Origin of the sequence: Kitasatospora sp. NPDC051702 (assembly GCF_040681575.1) — a bacterium.
Taxonomy (GTDB): Bacteria; Actinomycetota; Actinomycetes; order Streptomycetales; family Streptomycetaceae; genus Kitasatospora.
In genome coordinates this window covers 159,456-183,432 of the sequence record NZ_JBFAZB010000011.1, presented here as the reverse complement: position 1 = coordinate 183,432, position 23,977 = coordinate 159,456, and the positions used below count along the sequence as shown (strand labels likewise).

At 75.5% G+C, this 23,977-nt stretch carries 18 protein-coding genes; 8 read left to right on the top strand and 10 right to left on the bottom strand.

The features are described 5' to 3' along the window. Positions 1–79: 79 nt before the first annotated feature. The 4 genes from AB0N04_RS12970 to AB0N04_RS12955 all read right to left on the bottom strand — a co-directional run bounded on the left by AB0N04_RS12970 (position 80) and on the right by AB0N04_RS12955 (position 10,934). Positions 80–4,741, bottom strand: a complete 4,662-nt coding sequence (locus tag AB0N04_RS12970) for a hypothetical protein (RefSeq protein WP_360220838.1) — start codon at positions 4,739–4,741, stop codon at positions 80–82. A 295-nt stretch (positions 4,742–5,036) separates the two neighbouring features. Beyond that, on the bottom strand, positions 5,037–6,002 hold the full coding sequence (locus AB0N04_RS12965) for an alpha/beta hydrolase (RefSeq protein WP_360220840.1): 966 nt from the start codon (positions 6,000–6,002) through the stop codon (positions 5,037–5,039). Between the two features lie 153 nt (positions 6,003–6,155). Further along, positions 6,156–9,596 carry a S8 family serine peptidase gene (locus AB0N04_RS12960; RefSeq protein ID WP_360220843.1) on the bottom strand — a complete coding sequence of 1,147 codons (3,441 nt, stop codon included), beginning with the start codon at positions 9,594–9,596 and terminating at the stop codon, positions 6,156–6,158. Positions 9,597–10,082: 486 nt separating this feature from the next. After that, entirely contained in the window at positions 10,083–10,934 is an 852-nt protein-coding gene (locus tag AB0N04_RS12955; RefSeq protein ID WP_360220845.1) for a siderophore-interacting protein, read from the bottom strand. A gap of 80 nt (positions 10,935–11,014) precedes the next feature. On the opposite strand from AB0N04_RS12955, the gene AB0N04_RS12950 reads away from it, so the two are divergent. After that, positions 11,015–11,848, top strand: a complete 834-nt coding sequence (locus AB0N04_RS12950) for a TetR/AcrR family transcriptional regulator (RefSeq protein ID WP_360220848.1) — start codon at positions 11,015–11,017, stop codon at positions 11,846–11,848. Between the two features lie 253 nt (positions 11,849–12,101). On the opposite strand, the gene AB0N04_RS12945 is transcribed toward AB0N04_RS12950, so the two are convergent. After that, complete coding sequence (locus AB0N04_RS12945; protein WP_360220851.1) at positions 12,102–12,539, bottom strand: heme-binding protein; 438 nt, start codon at positions 12,537–12,539, stop codon at positions 12,102–12,104. Between the two features lie 85 nt (positions 12,540–12,624). After that, the gene (locus tag AB0N04_RS12940) at positions 12,625–13,863 is read right to left on the bottom strand and encodes an MFS transporter (RefSeq protein WP_360220853.1); all 1,239 of its coding nucleotides are present in this window, start codon (positions 13,861–13,863) and stop codon (positions 12,625–12,627) included. Between the two features lie 155 nt (positions 13,864–14,018). On the opposite strand from AB0N04_RS12940, the gene AB0N04_RS12935 reads away from it, so the two are divergent. The 4 genes from AB0N04_RS12935 to AB0N04_RS12920 all read left to right on the top strand — a co-directional run bounded on the left by AB0N04_RS12935 (position 14,019) and on the right by AB0N04_RS12920 (position 16,873). Beyond that, entirely contained in the window at positions 14,019–14,492 is a 474-nt protein-coding gene (locus AB0N04_RS12935; protein WP_360220856.1) for a MarR family transcriptional regulator, read from the top strand. A 98-nt stretch (positions 14,493–14,590) separates the two neighbouring features. Continuing rightward, entirely contained in the window at positions 14,591–15,973 is a 1,383-nt protein-coding gene (locus tag AB0N04_RS12930; RefSeq protein WP_360220883.1) for a D-alanyl-D-alanine carboxypeptidase, read from the top strand. A gap of 83 nt (positions 15,974–16,056) precedes the next feature. Continuing rightward, on the top strand, positions 16,057–16,452 hold the full coding sequence (locus AB0N04_RS12925; protein ID WP_360220859.1) for a PPOX class F420-dependent oxidoreductase: 396 nt from the start codon (positions 16,057–16,059) through the stop codon (positions 16,450–16,452). A gap of 10 nt (positions 16,453–16,462) precedes the next feature. Then, positions 16,463–16,873, top strand: coding sequence for an NTP pyrophosphohydrolase (locus tag AB0N04_RS12920; protein ID WP_360220862.1), 411 nt, complete (start codon positions 16,463–16,465; stop codon positions 16,871–16,873). A gap of 61 nt (positions 16,874–16,934) precedes the next feature. Here AB0N04_RS12920 and AB0N04_RS12915 read toward each other — a convergent pair whose 3' ends face one another. After that, positions 16,935–17,354, bottom strand: coding sequence for a hypothetical protein (locus tag AB0N04_RS12915; protein WP_360220865.1), 420 nt, complete (start codon positions 17,352–17,354; stop codon positions 16,935–16,937). A gap of 128 nt (positions 17,355–17,482) precedes the next feature. After that, a complete protein-coding gene (locus AB0N04_RS12910; protein WP_360220868.1) occupies positions 17,483–18,103 on the bottom strand; it encodes a hypothetical protein in 621 nt (206 codons plus the stop codon). A 316-nt stretch (positions 18,104–18,419) separates the two neighbouring features. Between AB0N04_RS12910 and AB0N04_RS12905 the strand changes: the two genes are divergently transcribed. The 3 genes from AB0N04_RS12905 to AB0N04_RS12895 all read left to right on the top strand — a co-directional run bounded on the left by AB0N04_RS12905 (position 18,420) and on the right by AB0N04_RS12895 (position 21,552). Beyond that, a complete protein-coding gene (locus AB0N04_RS12905) occupies positions 18,420–18,611 on the top strand; it encodes a hypothetical protein (RefSeq protein ID WP_360220871.1) in 192 nt (63 codons plus the stop codon). 32 nt (positions 18,612–18,643) lie between these two features. Then, positions 18,644–20,902: a heavy metal translocating P-type ATPase gene (locus AB0N04_RS12900; RefSeq protein ID WP_363364190.1), complete on the top strand. Its 2,259-nt coding sequence runs from the start codon at positions 18,644–18,646 to the stop codon at positions 20,900–20,902. Positions 20,903–21,036: 134 nt separating this feature from the next. Next, positions 21,037–21,552 (top strand): copper chaperone PCu(A)C, encoded by a 516-nt coding sequence (locus AB0N04_RS12895; protein ID WP_360220877.1) that lies wholly within the window; start codon positions 21,037–21,039, stop codon positions 21,550–21,552. 36 nt (positions 21,553–21,588) lie between these two features. On the opposite strand, the gene AB0N04_RS12890 is transcribed toward AB0N04_RS12895, so the two are convergent. Both AB0N04_RS12890 and AB0N04_RS12885 read right to left on the bottom strand, forming a co-directional pair. Beyond that, positions 21,589–22,611, bottom strand: a complete 1,023-nt coding sequence (locus tag AB0N04_RS12890) for a hypothetical protein (RefSeq protein ID WP_360220880.1) — start codon at positions 22,609–22,611, stop codon at positions 21,589–21,591. 317 nt (positions 22,612–22,928) lie between these two features. Next, a complete protein-coding gene (locus AB0N04_RS12885) occupies positions 22,929–23,831 on the bottom strand; it encodes a universal stress protein (protein WP_360210382.1) in 903 nt (300 codons plus the stop codon). Positions 23,832–23,977 lie beyond the last annotated feature (146 nt).

The following is a 23,977-nucleotide window of genomic DNA, read 5'->3' as shown; positions in this document are numbered from 1 at the left end:
GAGAGCCCCGGACCATGGACGGGAACCCGGCAGTCGCCCGGGCGCTCGATCCCACCCGTGCCCGGCGCGACCGTTCCGGTCAGAGGGTGGGCCACGTCCACACGGTGGCCTCCACATCGGTTGCCCGCGTGCCCTTGAGGCGGATGTCGGAGACGGGCTGCACGTCGAGCCAGCTGAGCGGGTCACTGATCATGATCAGGGTCGGGTCGCCACCGCTGCCCTCCTCAAGATGTTCGGCGAGAAGCAGGACGTAGTTCTCACCCTGCTCCCGGGCACGGAGGAACTCGGCCGTGGTGAGGGTCACCTCGTTCGGGCGGCTGCCCCCGTGCGCCTTGATCTCGTAGTAGCGACCCGTGCTGTCGACCGCGTCCGCTCCGATGTTGTGCCCGCCGCGCTGGTCGATGCTGTCCGCTTCCTCGCCGAGGACGGCCGCGAGGAGGCCGATGACCAGCTCCTCCTTGGAGTCGTCCCGGTAGCCGAGCGGAGCGGCCTGCCGACGGGGCACCGCGCCGCCCGGCCGGGGTGCCGAGAGGCCGCTGCCCTGCCCACCGGCCGAGCGTGGCGGCTGCATCCCGGCCGATCGCCTCGCCGGGCCCGCCGATGACGCCGTCTGCCTGGAGGTAGGCCGGCCGAGCCGGTCAAGACCGACCAGCCGTCGCTGGACGGGGGAGGTCGAGGCGGGAACCGGGTTCGGTGCCGCCCCTGGTGGTGTTGCCGAGCCCCCACCGGCCGGCCTGGGCGAGGGCACGACGGGCGCGAGCACGACCGGCAGCGGCGCAGCCGTCTGGGGCGCCCGACGCCGGGCGCCCCGTGCGGGCCGAGGAGTCGTCGCCGGTGCCGCGTCCACCCGGGTCGCCGCGTTCGCCGCCCGGAGGGATCGTTCGCGCAGCAGTTCGTCCCGTCGCCTCTGCTCCTCGACGTCGCGCTGACCCGCCGAGGTGATCGGCACGGCATGGCCGGTCGTGACGTCGTCCTCCTCCCAGAAGTCCCGCCAGTGGCGGGCCACCTGGGCGCGTGAACCCGTGAAGAGGCAAGCCAGGGCGGCGCCGGTGCCCAGACGGGTCCGCAGCTCGTCCGGGGCGGCCAGGAACAGCGCCTTGGCCGCGTGGTCGACGTGGGCGCCGACGGGAACCTCCAGCGGCTCACGGTCGTGCCCCACGTCCAGCCGGACACGCAGTCCCGGCAGGATGCGCACCTCCAGGCGGGTGAGACCGTCCCAGTCCGTGAAGGAGTCGGCGACGGCCGGCTCGTCCCGGACCAGGCGGTCCTGCAGGGCGATGACGGCCCGGGCGAGGTCCGCGGTGAGGCCCGGGTCCGGTAGCGCCCCGTCGGGCTCGACCACCTGGGCCGCCGCCGTGTCCAGCACGTGCACGCCCAGGAGGCCTACCAGGTCGGTGAACTGCTCGGCGTCCCCGCCCGGCTGCCAGAGCGGGACGCGACCGGAGAGAGCCCGCTCGACCGTCAGGTGGGCGGAAACGGCGTAGACCGGCTGGTCCTTGAGCCGTCCGGGTTTGATCCACCCGCTGGTCGTCCACAATGGCAGCCAGCGCAGCTTGGCCCGCAGGCCCGGTGTGACGGTCGTTCCCGCACCGCCGACAAGGTTGTTCAGCGACCTCAACGCCTCGAGCATCAGCCGCTGCTGGTTCTCCTCCGTCGGCTCCCCGGCAGCGGCGAGTTCCTTGAGGACGTCCACCAGGTCCTCGGAGCGCGGCTCCTTGATGTCCAGCACCTGCCAGAGCGGGAGCAGTTCCGGCCCGGGCGGCACGAAGGCCCGCATGCCGCGCAGGATCGTGGTGCCCCGGAGGCATTCGTCGGGACGTCGCCAACCCGTGTCGGTGAGGATCAGGGAGTCGGCCCCCTGGAACGCGGCCCTGATACCTCGTTCGAGGTCCGCCCGGGGAATGTCAGCCGGTCGCTCCGCCAGGCGCCGGGCGAGCGCCCGGTAGACCAGGTACGCCTCGGCCCGGAGTTCCTCCAGCGCGGCTCCCACCGGGACCGGGCGCTTTCGCAACTGGCGGACGCGTTCGACCAGTTGTGGAACATCGGGGTCGCCGGCCACTCCGATGGCGGTGAGTACGTCGATGCGGCCGGCCAGGGCGCGCTGGATCTCGGGGTGAAGGTAGTTCGGCTCGTCCTGGCCGTAGAGGGCCTCGGCGTCGGGCGTGCGCAACTGGAGCTGGTCGGGGCGGCGCAGGACACCGCTCGCATCCTCCAGCCATGCGCTGTCACGCAGGCGCCAGACCCACAGGGCCGGGACCGATCCCTTCTCGATCCATCCGCGCATGTCGGTGGCCGCCCGGACCGTCGCCTGCTCCGGGCTGGTGACCATGCCCGGTTTGCCGAGGGTCTGGAGCAGGGCGACCGTGCGTCGGCGCCGTTCGACTCCGTCCCGTTCTGCGCCGATGTTCTTGACGACCCGGTCGAGGTCCCTCGCCGACCGGTCGTCCAGGGTGTACTTGGCACCGAGCTGGACCATGGCCCGCCGCCGACCGGAGGGCGCGTACCCGGCATCGCGACTGAGCCCCACCCGGCTGTCCCGCACCTCGTACCGCTTGACCGCCCGGCCCTCCAGGATCGGGTTCAACCGGGGTGTGTCCGCCACGCCCAGCAACCGCAGGAAGGCCGTCCGGCTGAGGCCACCGCTCTGCGAGGCGGGCAGGAGGGTCTTGGCATAGCCGCGGTGGGCCCAGAGCAGACCGGCGGTCCTTCGCGCGGCGGCGGCGAAACGATCGCCGTCGGTGCTCTCCAGCGCCTGGGGGAGGTAGATCTCCTCCGGCCGGGCCTGACGTGCCGTCTCCACACCGTCCGCGCCGTACTCGAAGGCGTCGAGCAGGAGGGTACGGCCGATTCCCCGCCCCAGCCGGTCGCGCTCGGGCTTCGTGAGCGCGCCGACGGCCTGCTGGAGCAGGACGAGCCGTTCGGCTCCGGGGAGGTCGGTGGCTGGGAGTCGGCTGCCCGTCTCACCGAGCCGTGCGATGTGTCGGAGCACCGCCGCCGTGTCGTCACGGTGGATCAGACAGTTGTGCTTCGCCAACCAGGTGGTGACCCGCCGGGCCGCGTCCTCACCGCTCCAGTAGCCGGGATGCAGGTCGAGCAGGGCGCCCAGCGGGTCGAGCGGTCCGGTGCCCCGGTCGTGCGCGAAAGCGTGCCCGGCGCCGGCCGGAGCGAGCCGCCGGCCGTCGGCCGTGGCGAGGCAGGGAAAGTGGATCAGTCGGTAGTCCAGCCCGGCCTTGAGAGCGACGGCGGTGAGCCGGACCGTCCGGTCGATGTCGTAGGCGGGCTGCTGGAGCAGTCCGAGCGCGTCCACGACCCTGACCTCTCCCGGGAGGCCTGCGGTGCCGGCGGTCCGCCAGTCCGAGAGCACCTCCCGCCATCGGCCGCCGACGTCCCGAGCGGTATCGGGGAAGTCGTGTTCCAGGCTTGCCAGACGGGCGGTGTCCCGTGGCGAGATCACCCCGGTCAGTTCCTCGACCTCGACGGCGAGATCGGCGAGCGGCACGGCCGGGCCTTCCGGGACGGGCAGCGCGAGTACGGCGGCCACCTGGTTCCGGGCTCGTTCGAGGAACGCACCGAACAGGCGGTCGGGCAGCCCGGCCCTGGCGGGGGCGGACGTCCCGGGCAGCGGCAGCAGGTGCCAGGCCGACGGCTCCACTCGCCCGAGGAGGTCGAGCACCGCGGCCTGCCACAGGTCGGCGACGACCGGGACCAGAGCCGCGTTCAGCGTGCTGGCCGCGAAGCCCTCCCGACTGACGACCGGGTCGAACTGCGAGTGCACCCGGGCCGGGACGGCCAGCGGTGCGACCGGAAGGCCCGCGTGGATGTTCCCCCGCTCGCCCTCGCAGAGCGGCAACGCCACGGCCACCGGTACCGTCGGGCCGAGCCGTTTGTGCATCCGGTGCCAGCCCGGCCGGGACGGGATCAGCACGTCGTATACGCGCCAGCACTTGTCCTCGGTGGTCCAGGCCTCCCGGACCCGGACCTCGTGCCGCTCTCCGCCGACCGGCAAGGTCAACGTGGTGACTTCCTGCCAGGTCAGCCGCAGCACCCTGGTCCGGACCACGCCGGCGGAGTCGTCGGTGTCCACCGTGACCCGGTCGAGGTGCCGCAGGAAGAGCAGGGAGGCGTCCTGCCAGTCCTCGAACCATTCCAGGACCTCGTCGGCGGAGAGGACGTCCGTTTCGAGCGGGATGCGGAAGACCGTCCATTCCGGGCCCGCGATGTCCTGCGGCAGGTGAGGAGCCTCGGCCGGCGTCATCGTGACGTCCGCGAACCGGACGCGGTACGGGGGTCCGTGCACCTCCCAGGTGGTCGAGAGCAGCCGGATCGTCGCCAGGCCGATGCCGAAGCGGCCGGTGCTCTCGGCGTCCAGGCTCTTACCGCTGAGCCACGGCAGCCCGAGCCGTGGGAGGTCCGCCAGGCGCAGACGCCCACCGTTGTGCGCGACGAGGAGCTCGGTCGGACGCCAGCGGATTCGGACCTCGCGTGCTCCGGCGTCATCGGCGTTCTGCACCATCTCGGACAGGACCTGGAGCCGGTCCGAGGAGATGGTCTCGGCGCCCTGCTGCGCGCGCTCCGCCACCTGCCGGAGGAGCTCAGGCCCTTCGTGCAGCCGGTCGTCGAAGAGCCGGACTGCCCAGGCCGCCTCCTCCTCCGTCCGCGCCTCCACGCCCGGCTCGGCCCCCGCGTCCGCCAGCAGGGCCTCCACGGCCGCGGCCAGCTCGCCTTCCCCATCCTTGCCCACCCGGATCTCCTCTCCCCCGCACGGTCTCTGGGGGACCAGCATCCGGATGCCACCGGGAGGTCCGGGCCGGCACCGGCCGGATCCGGTCACCTGCGCGGTGGCCGGAATCTCGGCGGCGACGGCGTCGACCGGCCTGCAACCCGCCCGCGGCGCGGGCGGGGCAGGAGACTACGGGGCCCGGATCCGGCTGGATCAGGACGGCGGGATCCGCCTGGTGTCAGTGGCGGCTGCTAAGGCCTGCCCGCCCCGCGGATCCTCGTGGGCACGGGACCACCGGACGGGCCCATGCCCAGCTCTAGTCCAGTGCCTTCAGGAAGTCCAGCAGGGCCTCGTTGACCTCGTCCGGGCGTTCCTGCTGCGTCCAGTGGCCCGTCTTCGGGAGGCGGACGTGGCGGTGCAGCCGGGGGACCCGGCCGAGCAGGTGGGCGCGCACCTCGGGGGTGATCAGCGCGTTCACCAGGTCCTGCTCGCCGGCCACGTAGAGGGCGGGCACGTCGATCGTCACCCCGTCGAAGGCGGCGAGCAGTTCGGCGTTGCGGTCGATGTTGCGGTACCAGTTGAGCCCGCCGGTGAAGGCCCGCTCGCCGTGTTCGGCGTAGTCGGCGGCGAAGGCGTCGAGGTCCGCCTCGGTGAGCCAGTGCGGGAGGCGCTCCGGCTCGGGGACGGTGTCCAGCAGGGTCCGGCCCTCGGGGACGACCCAGGGCCGCGGGCCGCCCTCCGGCTGGGTGCCGGAGAGGATGCGGCGCAGGCTGGACCGCACGTCGGCCGCCAGCTCGGCGTCGGCCCGGCCGGGCTCCTGGAAGTACAGCTGGTAGAAGCCCTCGCCGAAGTGCTCCCGGGCGGCGTGCAGCGGCGGCGGCCCGCTGACCGGCAGCGGCGGCACGCTCAGCCCGGCGACGCCGCGCACGAGGTCCGGCCGCAGGGCGGCGACGGCCCAGGCGACCGGCGCTCCCCAGTCGTGGCCGACGACGACCGCCCGCTGCTCGCCGAGCGCGCCGATCAGCGCGGTGACGTCGCCGACCAGGTGCAGCAGGGTGTACGCGTCGACGCTGGACGGCTGCTCGCTGCGGGCGTAGCCGCGCTGGTCGGGGGCGACGACCCGGTAGCCGGCCGCGGCCAGCGGGGCGAACTGGTGGCGCCAGGAGTACCAGCTCTCCGGGAAGCCGTGCAGCAGCAGGACCAGCGGGCCCTCGCCCTGTTCCGCGAGGTGCAGCCGCACGCCGTTCACCTCGATGTGGCTGTGCTTGATCGCCTCGTTCAACTCCCGCTCCCCGGGTCCGGTCGGACGCCTCGGCGGCGTCCGTTCGTTCTCGACCCTGCCCAGTGCCGCGCCCCGGGAATCCCCTTCCGGGGGACCGAACACGACCGAGGCCGCCCCGTAACTCCGGGACGGCCTCGGCGAGTTGATGCTTCGTCAGTTCACCGTGTAGCTGTACGGGATCGCCGCGAGCACCGCACCGGTGGTGTTCAGGACGTTGTTGGCGGTCGCCACCCCGGTCGGGGCGGAGACCAGGTACAGGACACCCTTGACGGTGCTACCCTTCGCCCCGGTCGGGGTGAGGGTCACCTGCAGCGAGCCGGTGGCGCCCGGCTGGACGGTCACCGGGTTCGCGGCCGCGGCCGAGGCGTCGACCGCCGCGGCGTACGGGTCACCGGTGCTGGAGGTCAGCGCCGGGTCGAACGCCTGGGTGTGCGCGGTGGCCGTGATGGTGGAGGTGCCGGCCGGCGCGCCGCCGTTGCCGAACGGGCCGATCTGCTGGACGAAGACGCCCCAGTTGCCGGGGACGACGGGCTGCTCGGCGCTGCCCTTGTCGGTGACGACCGAGACGGTCGAGCCGTCCTGGGCCTTCTTCAGGTCACCGAAGAGGTCCGGCGAGCCGGTGGTGGCGCTGAGCTCCAGCTGGGCCGGGGTCGAGGAGGCCGCGACGCCCTTCAGCTGGTCGGTGCCCGGCGGCACCAGGAAGGACGGGACGGCGGACTCCAGGTTCAGCGGGAGCTTGACCGTGGCCGAGGTGCCCTGCGGCACCAGCGGCAGGTCGACCCGGCGGTCCAGGCGGCCGTCGGCCGAGATCTTCTGGGTGGCGACGGTGTTGTTGGTGTAGTTCACCTGGACGGTGACCGGCTTGCCGGCGGCGAGCTTGGTCCGGCCGTCGTTGGGCAGGCCCGCGGCGGTGGCGCTGTTCTGGTTGAACGCGACGGTGCCGGTGAAGTCCTGACCGAGCTGCTGCCCGCTGACCGGGCCGACCACGTTGAGGACGAACCGCCAGCGGCCGGCGGCCGGGTTGACGGTGGTGGCCGAGACGCCGCCGGTGGTGCCGGTCAGGTTGCCCTGCGCGTCGAAGAGGCCGTTGCCCTCGATGTCGATCGGGGTGCCGTTGGGGCTGATCAGCGCGCCCTGCATGAGCAGCTTCGGGTCCTTGACGGCGAGGCCGACCCGCAGGTCCTTCTGGCCCTTCGGGACGTCGAAGCCGTAGGAGAAGCTCTGCGTCGGGGAGGAGCCGCGGCCGTTGCCGCCGGTGATGGTGCCGGTGAAGGTGCCGGTGCCGTTCTTGACCGGGACGAGGCTGCGCAGCACGACCGGCACGCTGGTGGTGTTGCCGTTGGAGGCGGAGACGGTGACCGCCTCGCTGGAGTCGCCGCTGGTCGCCGGGGTGGTGACCTGGACCTTGAGGGTCTTGGTCTGGCCCGGCTTCAGCTCGGTGGTGGAGGGGCTGACGCCGCCGGCCGGGACGGCCCGCTGGGTCGTGGTGCCGAGCTGGACGGCGCCGGTGTAGCCGGCCTGGCCCGCCGGGGTGTAGAGGATCGCGGTCCACTGGCCGGCGACCGGGCGGGGGACGTCCACCAGGCCGAAGTCGGCCGGGGTCGCGCCGCCCTGCGGGCGGGTGTTGGTCTCGAAGCGGCCCGACGGGTCGAGCAGCGTCATGCGGACCACCGGGCCGTTGCTGACCGGGTTGGGCGCGCCCTGCCAGGCGATCGACGCCGCGAGGCGGTCGGCACCGGCCGGGACGGTGAACTTGACCTCCTTCTTCACCCAGGTGACGCCGTTGGTGGCGTACTTGAAGGTGTCGGTGGAGGCGGAGTCCAGCTGGACGGTCTGCTGGTCGCTGCCCTGCGGCACGAAGGCGCGGGTCGCCGCGCTGACCGTCTGCGGCTCGTCACTGGTGTTGGTGACGCTCACGTCGGCGGTGTGGGTCGAGCCGGGGTTGCCCGCGATGTCGAGCTGACCGGTGTTCACCACGACGGTGCGGTTGCCGGGCGTGCCGTCGCCGTCCTGGATGCCGCGGGCGGCCTCGACGGCGGCGCGGACGTTCAGCAGGCCGGCGCCCTGCTCCTCGGCCGGGACGCCGAGGTCGCTGGCGGTGCCGGTGAGGAGCTTCTTGACCAGGGCCGGGGAGGGCGAGTCGCCGCCGTGGGTGTCGCGGTAGGCCTGGATGACCAGGGCCGCGGCGCCGGTGACGAACGGGGCCGCCTGACTGGTGCCGCCGAAGGACTGGATCGGCGTGCCGTTGCCGCTGAAGCCCTTGCAGTCGGTGTACTTGGCGGTGTCCGGCGAGCAGAGCGCCCAGTCCGACTCGCCCGGCGCGACCAGGTCGACGGTGCGGCCGGCCTGGGTGAAGCCGCCCGAGGAGAGCGCGGAGATGCGGTTGTTGCTCCAGGTCCGGTTGGAGAACTGGGCGCCCGCGTAACCGGTCTGCTGGTAGTTCTGGTTGTCGGTGGAGGCACCGACGGCGATCACGTTCGGGTCGGTGGCGGGGGTGCCGATCGTCCCGGTGATGCCCGCGTCGCCGGAGGAGACGGCGACGGTGACGCCGGCCTTGACGGCCTGGTCGTTGAAGAGCGAGATGGTGTCGTGCGCGCCGCTGTCCGGGGTGACGTTGCCGCCGAAGGACTCGTTGAGCACGTCGACGTGCGAGACCCGCACCGCGTAGTCGATCGCCTGCAGGATCGAGGAGTTGGACATCACCTCGCCGCCGGCCTTCAGCGCCACCAGCGAGGCGTCCGGTGCGAGGCCGCGGACGCGGATGTTGCAGCCGGCCGGGAGCGGGTGCGAGGCGTTGACGAACTTGGAGACGTCGTAGACCTGGCGGCCCTGGGCGATGACCGCCGAGGCGTCGCCGAAGGCCTCCGCGCCGCCGGTCGGGGCGTCCCAGCCGTCGCCGGCGAAGTCCTGGTAGTCGACGACGGCGTGCGAGCCGTCGGCCCGGATGAAGTCCGGGTTGTTCGGGTCCAGGCCGTCGGCGATGTAGGCGACCTTGACGCCCTTGCCGGTGGCCAGGGTGTCGGCGCCGGGCTGGCCGTTGCCGCCGACCGCCTTGGTGGAGTAGAGGCCCTCGGGCTCCAGCAGGGGCTTGGCCGGGTCGGAGGGGCAGACCGTGTTGGTCGCGTTCTCCTCGGTGCCCTGCGCGCCGTTGCTGCCCGGAGCGGCCTGCGGGGCGGCGGCCTTGGGGGCCTTGGCTCCGGCGGCCGTGGTGGCCGCGGTGTCCTGCTTCGCCTTGCCGGCGGCCGGCGGGGCGACGGCGATCTGGGTGTCCGCCACCACGGAGGCGACGGCCGGGTCGGTCTCCAGTGCGGCGCGCAGCGCCGGGCTGACGGTGGCCGAGAAGGCGTTGCCGACCACGAAGGTCTTGATGTTGGTCCCGCCGCCGGCCTTGACCTTGTCCAGCAGCGGGGCCTGCGTCTGCGCGGCCTTCTGCTGACGGGTGCCCAGGTGGCCGTGGTCGGCCGGGGCGTCCGTTATCTGGTCCTTGAGGATCACGATCACCGGCACCGGGCTCCCGTCCGCGGACGCCACGGGGGCGGTCTGCGGCTCCGGGATCGGGGCTGCGTCGGCGCTGGACCCGAAGGTCAGGACCATGGACGCGGCGGTGACCGTGACGGCAGCTGCTAGCTGGGATTTCCGCCAGCCGATCAATGGACATCCTTTCGTCTGATGAGACGTCAGGTTGCACGGCCCAGCGTACGCGGATCCGGATCGGTCGCGTGGTTGCTCCGGACCGCGCGTCCCGACAGCGGTCGAATTCCAGCGCATCCGACACGACCACGACAAGGGGGGAAATCCCCATCAGCAAGTAAAGATGACCATCAGAAAGTAAAATGCACGGCGGAAATCGGGCCAATCCCGCCCCTATTCGCCGACCGGCCCCCTCCGGACCCGCCCGATGCGGCCGGAAAACGGTGGCGAACTCTGGACACTGGCGAAACACCGCCACCTGCGGCGCACCGCACGCGCCGTCCGACTCTCTTCCCCTCCCTCCGGCCCCGAAACCGGACATGACAGAACCGGTGCCCCGGGCCGACTGCGGCCCGGGGCACCGGCGAGTCCGGGGGACCGCCGCCGGAATCAGGTGCCGGCCAGCCGCTCCTGAGCGTCCGCCAGGTCCTCGGCGGTGGGCGCGTCGTCCTGGGTGAGCCGGTGGCGCCAGTACCCGGTGAAGTCGATCGACGCCTTCGGCACGCCGCGCCCGTCCACCAGGTGCCGGCGCAGCGCCCGGACCGCGCCGGCCTCCCCCGCCAGCCAGACGAACGGACGGCCGGCGGGCAGTTCGGCGGCCCGCACCGCCTCCGTCAGCACGGCGCCCGGGGACGCCCCGCCCCGCGGCAGCCAGTGCACCACCGGCTCGGCACCGCTCTCCAGCGGCTGCCGCTCGGCCTCGTCCGCGATCTCGACGAACACCACCGCCGGCACCGCGGCGGGCAGCGCCCCGACCAGGGTCGCGACGGCCGGGAGGGCCGTCTCGTCCCCGGCCAGCAGCACCCAGTCGGCCGCGGCGGCAGCGTCGGGGAACGGGACGGCCGGGGCGTACAGCGCGGAGGGCCCGACCATGCCGAGCCGCTGCCCGGCGGCGGCCCGCGCGGCCCAGGCGGCGGCCGGGCCGGCGTCGCCGTGCAGCACGAAGTCGATCTCGACCTGCCGGGTGCCGGGCCGCCGACGCCGGAGGGTGAAGCTGCGCAGCAGCGGGCGCGCGGCCTCGGGGATCGCCAGGTACGCCTGGTACCAGCCCATCGGGTCGGCGCTCTGCGGCGGCAGCTCGGGCACCCGCTGCCCGGGGCGCGGGAAGCAGAGCTTGACCTGCTGGTCGGGCGCCGCGCCCACGGAGTCGTCCAGGGCCTCGGCCTCGAAGACGACCCGGGCGGTGCGCGGCGTGATCCGGCGGACCTCGACGACCTCGAGGAAGGTGACGGGCAGTGTCATCGCGAACCCCTCCGATTGATAACCTTACGACATAAAGAGTTGCCGTGGTCGAGGATACTTTACGTCATAAGGAGTTGTGCATGGTCGTCTACGCCGGACAGGGCGACGCCCACCGGTCCCTCGCCCTGCTCTGGGGCGCCGCACCGGAACCGCGCACCGGGCGCAGCGGCCCCAAACCGGGGCTCAGTGTGGACGCGATCGTGTCCGCCGGAATCGCGGTGGCCGACGACGAGGGGATGGCCGCGCTCTCCATGCGCGCCGTCGGCGAACGGCTCGGCCGCACCGCGATGGCCCTCTACACCTACGTGCCGGGCAAGGCCGAACTGCTCGACCTGATGCACGACCGCGCCCTGGCCGGACTCCCCGCGGCTCCCCCGCCCTCGGACGACTGGCGCGCCGCCGTCACCGCCTGGGCCGGCGCGCTGTACGACCGCTACCTGCGCCACCCCTGGATGCTCCAGGTCTCGCAGGCCCGGCCGGTCCTCGGCCCGGCCGAACTCACCGCCATGGAAGCCCTGTTGGGCGCCCTCGGGCCGGCCGGCCTGGCGCCCGGGCCGCTGCGCGGAGCGGTCTCCGCGCTCTGGCAGTTCGTCCGCGGCACCGCCGCCGCGACTGCCGAGTCCCGCGCGGCCGCCGCCGAGACCGGCGTCACGGACGAGGACTGGTGGACCGCCAGATCCGCCCGACTGGCCGAACTGGCACCGGACTTCCCGAGCCGCTTCCCGCTGCTCACCGCCCTGCAGAGCGGTGCCGACGGCCCCCCGCAGGACCGCGAGCAGGAGACCTTCCGCACCGGCCTCGCCGTCCTGCTCGACGGCGTCGCGGCCGCCGCGCCGGCCGCCGGGGACGCACCCGTGCCCGCCACCCGACCGGGTCGGGCGGCGGGCACGGGCGAGGGCGCTGACACGCCGTAGGGCTCACGAGCCGCGGGCGGTCGGTCCGCCGGGATGCGGTGCGGAACCGCCGGGCCGTCAACCCGCCGGGATGCGGTGCGGAACCCCCGGGTCGTCCCGGTGGATCCCGGCGGCGCCGGGGGCGGCGCCGAATCCGAGTCGGCCGGCGAGGGCGCCGGCATTGGAGACGGCAGACCTTTCCTTGACCGGCGCTATGCCCGGGGCCGGCGGTGCGGGGGCGGCTCCCGCGGAGGCGGGGCGGCCGCGGGAGCGGTCACCGGGTGAGCGCGTCCAGGGCGGCGGTGGCGAAGGCGTGGTCCTGCTCGGGGGCGCCGCCGCCGACACCGAGGGCGCCGATCAGCCGGCCGTCGCGGCGCACGGGGACGCCCCCGGCGATGAACAGCAGCGGCCGGTCCAGGGCGGTCGGCAGCGAGTGGAACGGTCCGTCCGGCCTGACGAGGTCGACCAGGTCGGCGGTCGGGGCGTCCAGCTGGAGGGCGGTGTACGCCTTGCGGGTGCTGGTCTCGCCGGAGATCAGCACGGCCCGGTCGTCGCGGCGGAAGGCCAGCAGGTGGCCGCCGGCGTCGAGGACGGTGATGCTGACGGCGACCCCGGCCGCCTCGGCGGCGGCGCGGGCGGCACCGACCAGGGTCTCGGCGTCGGCGGTGCCGAGCGGGGTGACGGCGGTGGGGTGCACGGCGGGGGTGCTCATGGTGGTGCTTCTCCTGGGAGTCGGGGGCGGAGGTCTGGGGGTCGGGGGGGCTGCGGTCGGGGGGCCCGGTGGTGGACGGGAGGGCTCAGCGGTGGGCCAGGCCCGGGACGGACCGGGCGGCGGAGGCCCCGGCGGCGGTGGGCGCGGTGGTGGACCCGGTGGCAGCGGTCACGGCCGCCGGGGCACGGCGCTCCAGCGCGGCGGACCAGAGCGCGAGGGCGAGGGCCGCGGCTGCCAGGGCGGCGCCGACCCAGTTCGGGGCGGTGTAGCCGAGGCCGGCGGAGATGACCGTCCCGCCGAGCCAGGCCGCGAGCGCGTTGCCCAGGTTGAACGCCCCGATGTTGACGGCGGAGGCCAGCGTGGGCGCGCCGTGGGCCTGGTCCAGCACCCGCTTCTGCAGCGGCGGGACGGTGGCGAACCCGAGGGCTCCGACGAGCAGGATCGTCAGGGCGGCGAGGACCTTGTCGTGCGCCGTGAGGGTGAACACCGCGAGCACGACGGCCAGGCCGCCGAGGGTGGTGTAGAGCAGCGGCATCAGCCTGCGGTCGGCGAACCTGCCGCCGAGGAGGTTGCCGAGGAACATGCCGACGCCGAACAGCACCAGCAGCCAGGTGACCGCGCCGTCGGAGTAGCCGGCGACGTTGGTCATCATCGGGGCGATGTAGGTGATCGCGGCGAACACTCCGCCGAAGCCGAGCACGGTCATCGCCATCGCGAGCAGCACCTGCGGGTTGCGGAACGCGGTCAGCTCGCCGCGCAGGCGGGCGCCCTCGGCGCGCGGCAGGGCGGGGACGAGCCTGGCGATGCCCAGCAGGCCGACGACGCCGAGCGCGGCGACCGCGACGAAGGTGGTCCGCCAGCCCACGGCCTGCCCGATGTAGGTGCCGAGCGGCACGCCGACGATGTTGGCGACGGTCAGCCCGGTGAACATGGTGGCGATGGCGCCCGCCTTCCGGTCCGGGGCGACCAGCTCGGCGGCGACCACCGAGCCGATGCCGAAGAACGCGCCGTGCGCCAGCGAGGCGACGATGCGCCCGGCGAGCATCACCCCGAAGCTCGGCGCCAGTGCGGACACCAGGTTCCCGGCGGTGAACAGGCCCATCAGCAGCATCAGCATCGTCTTGCGGCTGATCCTGGTGCCGAGCACCGTCATCAGCGGTGCGCCGACGACCACGCCGATCGCGTAGCCGGTGACGAGCAGACCTGCGGTGGGGATGGACACTCCGTAGTCACCCGCGATCTCGGGCAGCAGGCCCATGACCACGAACTCGGTGGTGCCGATCCCGAAGGCCCCGATGGCCAGGGCGAGGAGCGCGAGAGGCATGGTGCCACCCTCCGTGCGATTGTCAGTGCGCCTTACGTGCTTCGACAATAGTTGCAGACGCGCGATAAATGCAAACGCTGGCTGTCTCCTCTGGCCGATATTTCGGGCCACGGCTTACCCTGGACACCCGCCGCACCCTCGAAGGAGGCCCTGGCATGACCGCCACGGACCCCGCGCTGACCGCCCTCGCCAACGGATGGGGTGCCCTGTACCTGCTGCACGGCAGGATCGAGGCGCACATCGAGCGCGCCCTGCAGTCCGGGCACGACCTGAGCGTGCGCGAGTACTCGCTCCTCGACGTCCTCAGCCGCCAGCACGACGGCGAGGGCGGCCACCTGCAGATGAAGCAGGTCGCCGACGCGGTCGTCCTCAGCCAGAGCGCCACCACCCGCCTGGTCAGCCGCCTCGAGGACCGCGGACTGCTCTCCCGCTACCTCTGCCCCACCGACCGCCGGGGCATCTACACCAACGTCAGCGAAGCCGGCCTGGAGCTCCTCGCCGAGGCCCGGCCCACCAACGACACCGCCCTCCGGGAAGCCCTCGACGAGGCCGCCGGGAACCCCGAACTGGCCCCCCTCGTCGCCGCCGTCGACGCCATGAACGCCCCGCCGGCGCCCCGGCGGCCCTGACCGGGGATCAGCAGCGCCCTCCCTCCGCCGGGGATCCGGACGGAGCAGCAGGCGCGGCGGGCCGGCCCGGGCCCGGGTACGTTCGCGGTGTGCAGCAGATGTCACAGCAGGTCAGCAGGCTCGCGGCCGCCGCGGCGTCCACGCTGGTGCTCGCAGCGGGCGCCGCGGGCGCGACGGCCGCCCCGGCCGGCGGTGCCACGGCCGCCACCGCGGCACCCGAGGCCGCCGGCACGGCCGGCGGGGAGCGGCTCGCCCGACCGGCCGTCCAGGTCGCCCCCCTCGCCGGGGCCCCCGCGCTGCCCGCCGAACTGACCGGGCGGTCCTGGCTGGTCGCCGACGCCGACACCGGCGAGGTCCTGGCGGCCCTCGACGCCCACCGGCAGCTGCCCCCCGCCAGCACCCTCAAGATGCTCTTCGCCGACACCGTGCTGCCCAAGTTCGACCGCACGCTGGAACACAAGGTCGCCCCCGCCGAACTCGCCAACCTCGGCGCCGGGAGCAGCCTGGTCGGCGTCAAGGAGAACCTCCCCTACCGCGTCGAGGACCTCTGGCGGGGCGTCTTCCTCAGCTCCGGCAACGACGCCGTCCACGTCCTCGCCCACATGAACGGCGGCCTCCAGCAGACCGTCACCGAGATGCAGGCCCGCGCCCGGTCGCTGCAGGCCCGCGACACCAGGGTGGTCTCCCCCGACGGCTACGACATGGACGGGCAGGTCTCCTCCGCGTACGACCTCACGCTGTTCGCCCGCGCCGGGCTGCGCAACGCCGACTTCCGTTCCTACTGCGGCACCCGCACCGCCCGCTTCCCCGGCGCGCTGGACAAGCTCACCGGCCAGCGCACCAGCTTCGACATCGCCAACACCGACCGCCTGCTCGGCAAGTACCCCGGGCTGATCGGCGTCAAGAACGGCTACACCACCAACGCCGGCGCCACCTTCACCGGAGCCGCCCAGCGCGGCGGGCGCACCCTGCTGGTCACCGTCATGCACCCCGAGGCCCAGGGCCGGGTCTACGACGAGGCGGCCGCCCTGCTCGACTGGGGCTTCGCCGCAGCCGGCAAGGTCCAGCCCGTCGGACAGCTGGTGGAGGACACCGCGCCCGCCACCGGGCCGGCCCCCGCCGCCGGCTCCGGCTCCGGCACGGGCCCGGGCGGCGCCACCCGGCAACCGCAGGCCGCCGACGACCGCGGCCCCGGCCTCGAACCAGCCGCCTGGACGGCCGCCGCCCTCGGCTCCGCCCTCGCCCTGCTCGCCGCCGGACGGCGCACCGCGGCCCGCCGCCGCGGCCGGCCCGCCACCGCCCCCGGTGCCCCGGCGGCAGCGGTCGCGGTCGCCGCGGCCTCCGCGCCGGCGCTCGCCCTCCGCCGCGGCGGCTGCACCGCGCTCGGCGGCTCCACCGGGGTCGGCGGCCGTGGCCGGCGCCGCCTCGTCCGCCGCGCGCGGGCCCTGGTCGTCACCGCCCGCACCCGCCGGCACCGCTGAACGCCGGACCGGCCACCCGGCCCGCCGCCCCGCGGCCCGTGCTGACCAGCGGCGATCGGTGCCGACGCCCTACACTCCTGGCCATGACCACGCCCGACCACCTCGCCCGGATCGTCAGCCTCTCCTCCGGGAGCTACCTGCTCGTCACCACCTACAAGAAGGACGGCACCGCCGTGCCGACGCCCGTCTGGGTGGTGCGCGACGGGGAGGCCCTCGGCGTCTGGACCGTCACCGACTCCTGGAAGGTCAAGCGGATCCGCAACCGCGCCGACGTCCTGGTCGGCCCCTGCGACGTCAAGGGCCGGCCGACCGGGGCGCACTACCCGGCCACCGCCGAGATCCTCGGCCCCGAGCGCACCGCCGCCTACCGGACCCTGCTGCGCCAGAAGTACGGGCTGCTCGGCGTGCTCACCCTGCTCGGCAGCCGGCTGCGCCGCGGCGAGCGCGGCACCGTCGGCATCCGCATCACGCTGAGCTGAGGCCGCCGCCATGGGAGAGCACGACGGGACCGGCCCGGGCCCGCTGCCGCTGCTGGTGGTGGACGGCGCCAACGTCGTCGGCTCGGTGCCCGACGGGTGGTGGCGGGACCGCCGGGGCGCCGCCGAACGCCTGCGGGACGCCCTGGTGGCCGTCGCCGCGCACGGCCTGCCGGACCGCCCCGGCCCGGTGGAGGTCCTGCTGGTCGTCGAGGGCGCGGCCCGGGGCGTGACCGGCCTGCCCGAGGTGCGGGTGGTCACGGCCGCCGGCAGCGGCGACGACCGGATCGTCGACCTCGTGCGCGCGGCCCGCGCCGAACGGCCTGACCGGGGCTGCCTCGTCGTCACCGCAGACCGCGAACTCCGCGCCCGCGTCACCGCCCTGGGCGCCGACGTCACCGGCCCGCGCAGCGTCCGCCGCTGAGGACCGTCCGCGTCCGCCGCTGAGGACCGTCCGCGCCCGCCGACGCGGACGGCCCGGTGCGTCACTCCGGCTGGGTGGCGTACATGCCCCAGTGGATCGCCTGGTCGGAGGCGGTCACCGTGAACTCGATGTCCCGGCCCGGGCGGGCGGGTATCTCGACCGAGCCGATGCCGGTGGCGTCGACGGGGCACCGCACGGTGAAGTCGGCCGGGGCGAGGCCCCCGACGTGGACCTGCACCGAGCCGCCGCCCCGGCAGCCGACCGTCACGGTGAAGGGCTGCGACGGGTTCACCGAGGCGCTGACCGCCCCGCCGTCGCCGATCCAGTCCGGAATCCAGATCAGGCCGTCCGGCCCGGGGTGCGGCAGGATCTCGCCCGTCCCCATGCCGCCCTGGACCGCCGCGGCCGGACCGGCCAGCGCCAGCACCGCCCCCAGCGCACCGGCCGTTGCGGCCAGGATCCGCCTGCTGTTGCGCGTCATCACTGTTCCCCCTGACGTGGTGAATCCCTCCGTGCACCGCTGTTCGGCACACGAAGGGATGCTACGGCGCACCACTGACAGTCCGTCCGGCGACCGGTTCCGGGACCGCCCGCGCCCCGGTGCCGCCGTCAGTAGCTGTAGGCCTTCACCACCACGGGCAGCAGGCGCTGCTGGGCCGGGGTCCGACTGAACGCGATCGAGGAGGCCTGCTCGCCGGCCGGCAGGGCCTCGACGCCGACCATCGCACTGTCCACGGTCTTGCCGCTGGTGTCGGTGAAGTCGACCTGCACCGCGTAGGAGGCCGGGTTCAGGCCCCCGTTCTCGACGGTGACGACGGCCGCGGGCAGCCCGCCGGAGTCGCGCAGCGGCACCTCGTCGACGGTGACCGAGCCGATGGCGTTGCCGCCGCCGGGCAGCGCGGCGAGCACCGTGGCGGCCTTCGCCCCGGTCACCGTCTGCTGGGCGGAGACCGAGGCGGCGAAGGAGGCCGCCGCCGCGGCGGCCGAGGCGTCGGCGGTGGCCGCCGCGGACGGCGACTCGGCGGCCGTCGGGGACGGCGACGGGGTGCCCTCGGCGGCGGCGACCGACTCGGACGGCGCCGGCCCGGAGGCCGTGATCGAGGGGTTGGTCGACGAGCTGCTGCAGGCCGCCAGCACCCCGGCGGCCGCGAGCACCGCCACCAGGGCGGCGGCCCGGCGGCGCGGGCGGCGGGTGGCCGAGGGGCTGGGGAGGCTGTGGAGTTCGCGCACCGGGGTTCTCTCTTCTCGCTCGGCGTTCTACGTCCGGGCGCTGGAGGCCGCGGCCGGAGGGCCCGTTCCCACCCCATGCTTCGTCGCGTTGCCGCGCGACGGCGACAGCTGCGCGCCCGTTCGGGTGGCGGTGCTCCCCCGGCGCGGGGCCCGGCCCGCCGGTGCCGCCCGGAGGCTCCCGGAGGGCGTCGGAAGGTACCCGGGGACCGCCGGGCGGCACCGGCACCGGCACGGGCTCCGGCGCCGGAACCGCCCTCGGATGCCGAAAGTCGGAACGTACGGGAACCGACGGCTCCGGCCGTCCGACTGCTGGGGGGTGAGTGCGAAGTCGCCGGGTGTCCGGCCGTCGAGTGTGCTGGCGGGGTTCGCCCTGCTGCTGGTGGTGGTGTTCGTGGTGGCCTTCGCGGTGGGGCGCCAGGCGGGGCCGGTGTCGCCCGGGCTGCGGCCCGCGCCGGCGGGTGGCAGCGCGCCCGGGACGGGTGGGCACGACATGGGCGGGATGCCGTGAGCCCCGTCGCGGGGGCCGGCACCGGGGCCCTGGTGAGCACCGACCTCGCGGTCGGCGGGATGACCTGCGCGGCCTGCGTCGGCCGGGTGGAGAAGCGGCTGGCCCGGATCGACGGGGTGACGGCCGGGGTGAACCTGGCGACCGGGCGGGCCCGGGTGCTGCACCCGGCCGGGGTGCCGGTCGCGGAGCTGGTGGCGGCGGTCGAACGGGCCGGCTACACCGCCGAGCCGGCGCCCGAGGGCGTCGGCGTCGGGCTCCCGGCGGAGGAGCCGCGGGAGCGCCTGCGGCTGCTGGTGACGGCCCTGTCGGCCGTCCCGGTGGTGGTGCTGTCGATGGTGCCGGCGCTGCAGTTCACCGCGTGGCAGTGGGTCTGCTTCGCGCTGGCCGTCCCGGTGGTGACCTGGGGGTCGGCGGGGTTCCACCGGCGGGCCTGGCAGGGGCTGCGGCACGCCGCGGCCACCATGGACACCCTGGTCAGCCTGGGGGTGGTGGCCTCCTTCGGCTGGTCGGCCTACGCGCTGCTGTTCGGCGGCGCCGGGGATCCCGGCATGCGGATGCCGTTCTCGCTCACCGCGGACGGCGGCGGCGCGGCGCACGTGTACCTGGAGGCGGCGGTGGGCGTGCCGCTGTTCGTCCTGGCCGGGCGGCTGCTGGAGGGCCGGGTGCGGCGGCGCAGCGGTTCCGCCCTGGCGGCGCTGGCCGGGCTGGGCGCGAAGGAGGTGTGCGTCCGGACTCCCGGGGGTGCCGAGGAGCGCCTCGTCCCGATCGAACTGCTGCTTCCGGGGCAGGAGTTCGTGGTGCGGCCGGGCGAGCGGGTGGCCACCGACGGGGTGGTGGTCGAGGGCGGTTCGGCGCTCGACCTGAGCCTGCTGACCGGGGAGAGCGTGCCGGTCGAGGTCGGCCCCGGGGACGCCGTCGCGGGTGCGACGGTGAACGTCGGCGGCGCGCTGGTGGTGCGGGCGACGGCCGTCGGCGCGGACACCCAGCTGGCCAGGATCACCGACCTGGTGGCGGAGGCGCAGGCCGGCAAGGCCCGGGCGCAGCGGCTGGCGGACGCGGTGGCCGGGGTCTTCGTGCCCAGCGTGCTGGCCGTGGCGGTCTGCGTGCTGGGCTTCTGGCTGGGCGCGGGCGCGTCCGCGCAGGCGGCGGTGACGGCGGCCGTCGCGGTGCTGGTGGTGGCCTGCCCGTGCGCGCTGGGCCTGGCGACGCCGACGGCGCTGCTGGCGGCGACGGGGCGGGGCGCCGAACTGGGCGTGCTGGTCCGCGGCCCGGAGGTGCTGGAGAGCCTGCGCCGGGTGGACACCGTGGTGCTGGACAAGACCGGGACGCTGACCACCGGGCGGATGGAACTGGCGTCGGTGACGGTGGCCGACGGGCCCGGGGCCGCCTCCGGGGACGCGGTGCTGCGGCTGGCCGGCGCGGTCGAGCACCGGTCGGAGCATCCCGTCGGACGGGCCGTCGCGGCGGCGGCGCGGGAGCGCTGCGGCACGCTGCCGGCCGTGGACGGGTTCGCGGCCACGGCCGGGCTCGGGGTGTCGGGGGCGGTGGAGGGCCGGTCCGTCCGGGTGGTCCGGCCGGACGCCGCGGGGCCACTGCCCGAGGTGCTGGCCGCCGCGGTGACGGCGGCCGGGGCGGCGGGCCGGACGGCGGTGCTGGTGGAGCTGGACGGGCGGGCCGCGGCGGTGCTCGCCGTCGGTGACACGCTGCGCGCGGGCAGCTGGCGCGCCCTGCACCGGCTGCGCGGCCTGGGGCTGGAGACCGTGCTGCTGACCGGGGACGGCCCCGGCGCGGCGGAGGCGGTGGCCCGCGAGCTCGGCATCGAGCGGGTGCACTTCTCGGCCTCCCCCGAGCGCAAGGCCGAGGTGGTGGCCGGGTTGCGGGCCGCGGGGCGGACCACCGCGGTGGTCGGCGACGGCGTCAACGACGCGGTGGCGCTGGCCTCGGCGGACCTCGGGGTGGCGCTGACCTCGGGCACCGACGCCGCGATCGGCGCGGCCGGGCTGACCCTGGTGCGCGGTGACATCGAGGCGGTGGTGGACGCCGTCCGGCTGGCGCGGCGCACGCTGGCGACGATCCGGGTCAACCTGCTCTGGGCCTTCGGCTACAACGTGGTGCTGATCCCGCTGGCGGCGGTCGGGCTGCTCAACCCGATGCTGGCGGCGGTGGCGATGTCGCTGAGCTCGCTGCTGGTCGTCGGCAACAGCCTGCGGCTGCGCACCTGGCAGCCGGGCCGGGGCGCCCCGACGGCCCCCGGCCGGGCGCGGCGCCGCACGGACGGACCGGGCCGATGAGCGGACGGACCGACGGACCGGCGGACGGACGGGTGAACGGGCGACGGATGAACGGGCGACGGGCGGACGGGCGACGGATGAACGGGCGACGGGCGGACGGGCGACGGATGAGCGGGCGACGGGCGGACGGACGGGTGAACGGGCCGCGGACCAGCGGACGGCGGACGAGCGGGCGCGCCGAGCGCCTCCGGGCGGTCGCGCCCCCGGTCGGCGCGGCGGTGCTGGCGCTCGCCCTGCTGACCGGGTGGACGGCGGTCGGCGGTGCCGGCCGGGCCCGGCCGGTGGAGGCCGGGCCGGGGTGGGTGCTGCTGCCGACCGGCGCCGCCCCGGCGGTGGCGGCCTTCTTCACGGTCCGCAACCCGGGCGACGTCTCGGACGAACTGGTCGGCGCCCGCTGGGAGTTCGGCGGTCATCTCACCCTGAAGCGGCATCTGCACCAGGGTGCGGCGGGCCGCTGGGAGCCGGTGGCCGCGCTGCCCGTCCCGGGCCGCGGCGAGCTGGTGATGTCCCCGGAGGACTCCGACCTGCTGATCGCCGACCCGCCGCCGCTGCAGGCCGGCCAGTGGGTGGAGTTCACCCTCTCCTTCCGCCGCAGCCCGGAGCTGCGGCTCAGGGCCCAGGTGCTGCCGCCGGCCTCCCGCCCGCGCTGAGCCCGCGGTCCGTCGCGGGCAGCGGGGCCCGCCCTCTCAGGAGCCGCCGAGCAGCTCGGTGACCGGCCGCCTGGGGGTCGCCGCCCCGGGCGGCCCGTAGCCGACCCGCAGGACGAGCTGGACGTGCCCCGGCCCCTCGGCCGGGTCGCGCAGCGCCCACCGGGTGTCCGGCCACTCGACGGCCTGGTGCCAGACCGTCAGCCGTACGCCGTGCACCGTGGCCAGCAGCCAGACGTGCTGCAGGGCCTGCCCGGTGGCCAGCCAGTCCACCGGCCCGTCGCCGCCGGTGGCGAGGGTGCACAGCTGGGGCAGCGCCTCGAAGCGGCGGGAGGGCTGCGCGGGCCGGTGCGGCGGGCGGCCGGCGAACTCCCGCATCGGGACGCGGGCGTCGTGGTCCTGCGGGCCGAGGGCCTCGTACGGGATGCCGTCCCCGGCGGCGCCGGAAGTACCGTCGGGCGCCGCGCCCGGCCCGGCGCGCAGCCAGTCGCGGGTCTCGGCCGAGCGAGCCGGGTCGGCGGTGTTGCGGTGCTCGGCCTCGGCGGTGAGCGCCAGCACCCGGCGGACGCCGGCCTCCTCCAGCGGGACGAGCACCACGCCCTCCTCCCCGGCGGCGCCGATCAGCTCGCCGAGGACCGCCTCGGGCACGTCGCGCTGGGCGAACGGCTGGCGGCTCGAGTGCCGGGCGGTGATGGCGGGGTAGAGGTCGCGGCCGAACGGGCGCCGGCTGCGGGCCGGGGCGGCGAGGTCGAGGACGGCCAGCAGGGTCGGGTCGGCCTCGTCCGGGAGCAGCCGGACCACCGGGTCGCGGCCGAGCCGCGCGGCGGCGACCCGGAGGTTGAACACGGCGGCGCCGACGGCGATGTGCTGCGCCGCGCCCGTCGGGTCGGCGAGCGGCACCGCGCGGCCGGGGTCGGTGTGCACGGCGAGTCCGTGCCCGTCCGGGGTCGGCGTGAAGCGCCACGGCTGGCTGTTGTGCAGCGACGGCGCCGCGCCGCCCGCGAGGGCGAGCAGCTGCAGGTCCGCCGGGGTGAGGGTCAGGGGGAGGGAGGTGCCGGTCATGGTGATCCACTCCTGGGACGTGTCCGGGGTCCGGCCGTCGCACGGGGACGCGGGAACACTGAACGCGGGACCGCGGGACCGCGTGCCGTGCCGGACCGGAGGTCGCGGCGCGCCCGGCGGGGGCCGTCGGCCCGTCCCGGGGTCCGCCCGCCCGGACGGGCGCCGTGACCTCGCTGCTTCCGAGCCTGCGCCGGGGGCGCGGCGGGCGCCAGGGTCCAACGGCCCGTCGTCGCACCCGCCCGCCGGACGGACGCCGGGCGGGTGCGACGGCGGTCCGGGGCCCGGGCCGGGTGCCCGCCGGTCAGCCGGTCAGCCGGTCAGCCGTGCGGGACGACGGCGACCGGCGCCTGCGCGTGGTGCAGCACCGCGTGAGCGACCCGGCCGAGCCGGGGGCCGAACTCGATCGGCCGGTGCCGCCGGCCGACGACCACCAGAGCGGCCCCGGCAGAAGCGTCCACCAGGCCGCGGGCAGCCCCCAGCCGGACGTCCTCGACCACCGCGGTGCCGGGGTGCCGCTCGCGTTCCGCGGCCACGGCGAGCGAGAGCAGTTTGGCCTCCAGGGCCTCCAGCTGGGCGATCTCGGTGGCCGGTACGGCACCGCCCGCGTAGCCGAACACCGGCGGGAGGTCCCAGCCGTGCACGGCCCGCACCCGGGCGCCGCGCAGGGCCGCCTCGCGGAAGGCGAAGGCGAGCACCTCGTCCTGCGGGTCCTGCGCGTCGACGCCGACCACGACCTCGGGCCCGTCGCCGCCGCCGGCCGTGCCGGGTTCGCGCACCACGACCACCGGCACGCCGCTGCGGGCGGCGGCGGCCATGCTCACCGAGCCGAGCAGCAGGCCGGTGAAGCCGCCGCGGCCGCGGGAACCGAGCACCAGCAGGTCGGTGTCGGCCGCGGCGGCGACCAGGCCGTCGACCGGCGCGTCCAGCACGCCGTCGGTCCGCACCTCCAGGCCGGGGTGGCGCTCGCGGACCTCCCCGGCGGCCGCGGCGAGGACCCGCTGCGCGGCCGCGGGCAGGTCGTCGGGCTCGGCGAAGGCCGATTCGCCGTCGGTCAGCCACGGCCAGGCGTGCACCAGGCGCAGCGGCACTCCGCGCAGCCGGGCCTCCCCGGCGGCCCAGTGGGCGGCGGCGGTGCTCTGCGGCGAGCCGTCGACCCCGGCCAGCACGGCCGGCACCGGGTGCCCGCCGCTCTCGTTGACGTACGCGCTCCGCTCACTCACGAGGTCCTCCACTGTGTCGGTCCGGCGGGTCGGCGCCGGGCGGCGGCGCACTGACGGCCCGTCCGCTCCTCCCCCACCCTGGCGGTGCGCGGCGGCCGGCGACAGGGGCCCGAGGACCCCGGGGGACGGGACGAAAGGCCCGCCCG

Coding starts and splice junctions, on each gene's coding strand:
- AB0N04_RS12960 (WP_360220843.1), bottom strand. CDS start 9,596: ATGGTCCTGACCTTCGGGTCCAGCGCCGACGCAGCCCCGATCCCGGAG.
- AB0N04_RS12955 (WP_360220845.1), bottom strand. CDS start 10,934: ATGACACTGCCCGTCACCTTCCTCGAGGTCGTCGAGGTCCGCCGGATC.
- AB0N04_RS12950 (WP_360220848.1), top strand. CDS start 11,015: ATGGTCGTCTACGCCGGACAGGGCGACGCCCACCGGTCCCTCGCCCTG.
- AB0N04_RS12945 (WP_360220851.1), bottom strand. CDS start 12,539: ATGAGCACCCCCGCCGTGCACCCCACCGCCGTCACCCCGCTCGGCACC.
- AB0N04_RS12940 (WP_360220853.1), bottom strand. CDS start 13,863: ATGCCTCTCGCGCTCCTCGCCCTGGCCATCGGGGCCTTCGGGATCGGC.
- AB0N04_RS12935 (WP_360220856.1), top strand. CDS start 14,019: ATGACCGCCACGGACCCCGCGCTGACCGCCCTCGCCAACGGATGGGGT.
- AB0N04_RS12930 (WP_360220883.1), top strand. CDS start 14,591: ATGTCACAGCAGGTCAGCAGGCTCGCGGCCGCCGCGGCGTCCACGCTG.
- AB0N04_RS12925 (WP_360220859.1), top strand. CDS start 16,057: ATGACCACGCCCGACCACCTCGCCCGGATCGTCAGCCTCTCCTCCGGG.
- AB0N04_RS12920 (WP_360220862.1), top strand. CDS start 16,463: ATGGGAGAGCACGACGGGACCGGCCCGGGCCCGCTGCCGCTGCTGGTG.
- AB0N04_RS12915 (WP_360220865.1), bottom strand. CDS start 17,354: ATGACGCGCAACAGCAGGCGGATCCTGGCCGCAACGGCCGGTGCGCTG.
- AB0N04_RS12890 (WP_360220880.1), bottom strand. CDS start 22,611: ATGACCGGCACCTCCCTCCCCCTGACCCTCACCCCGGCGGACCTGCAG.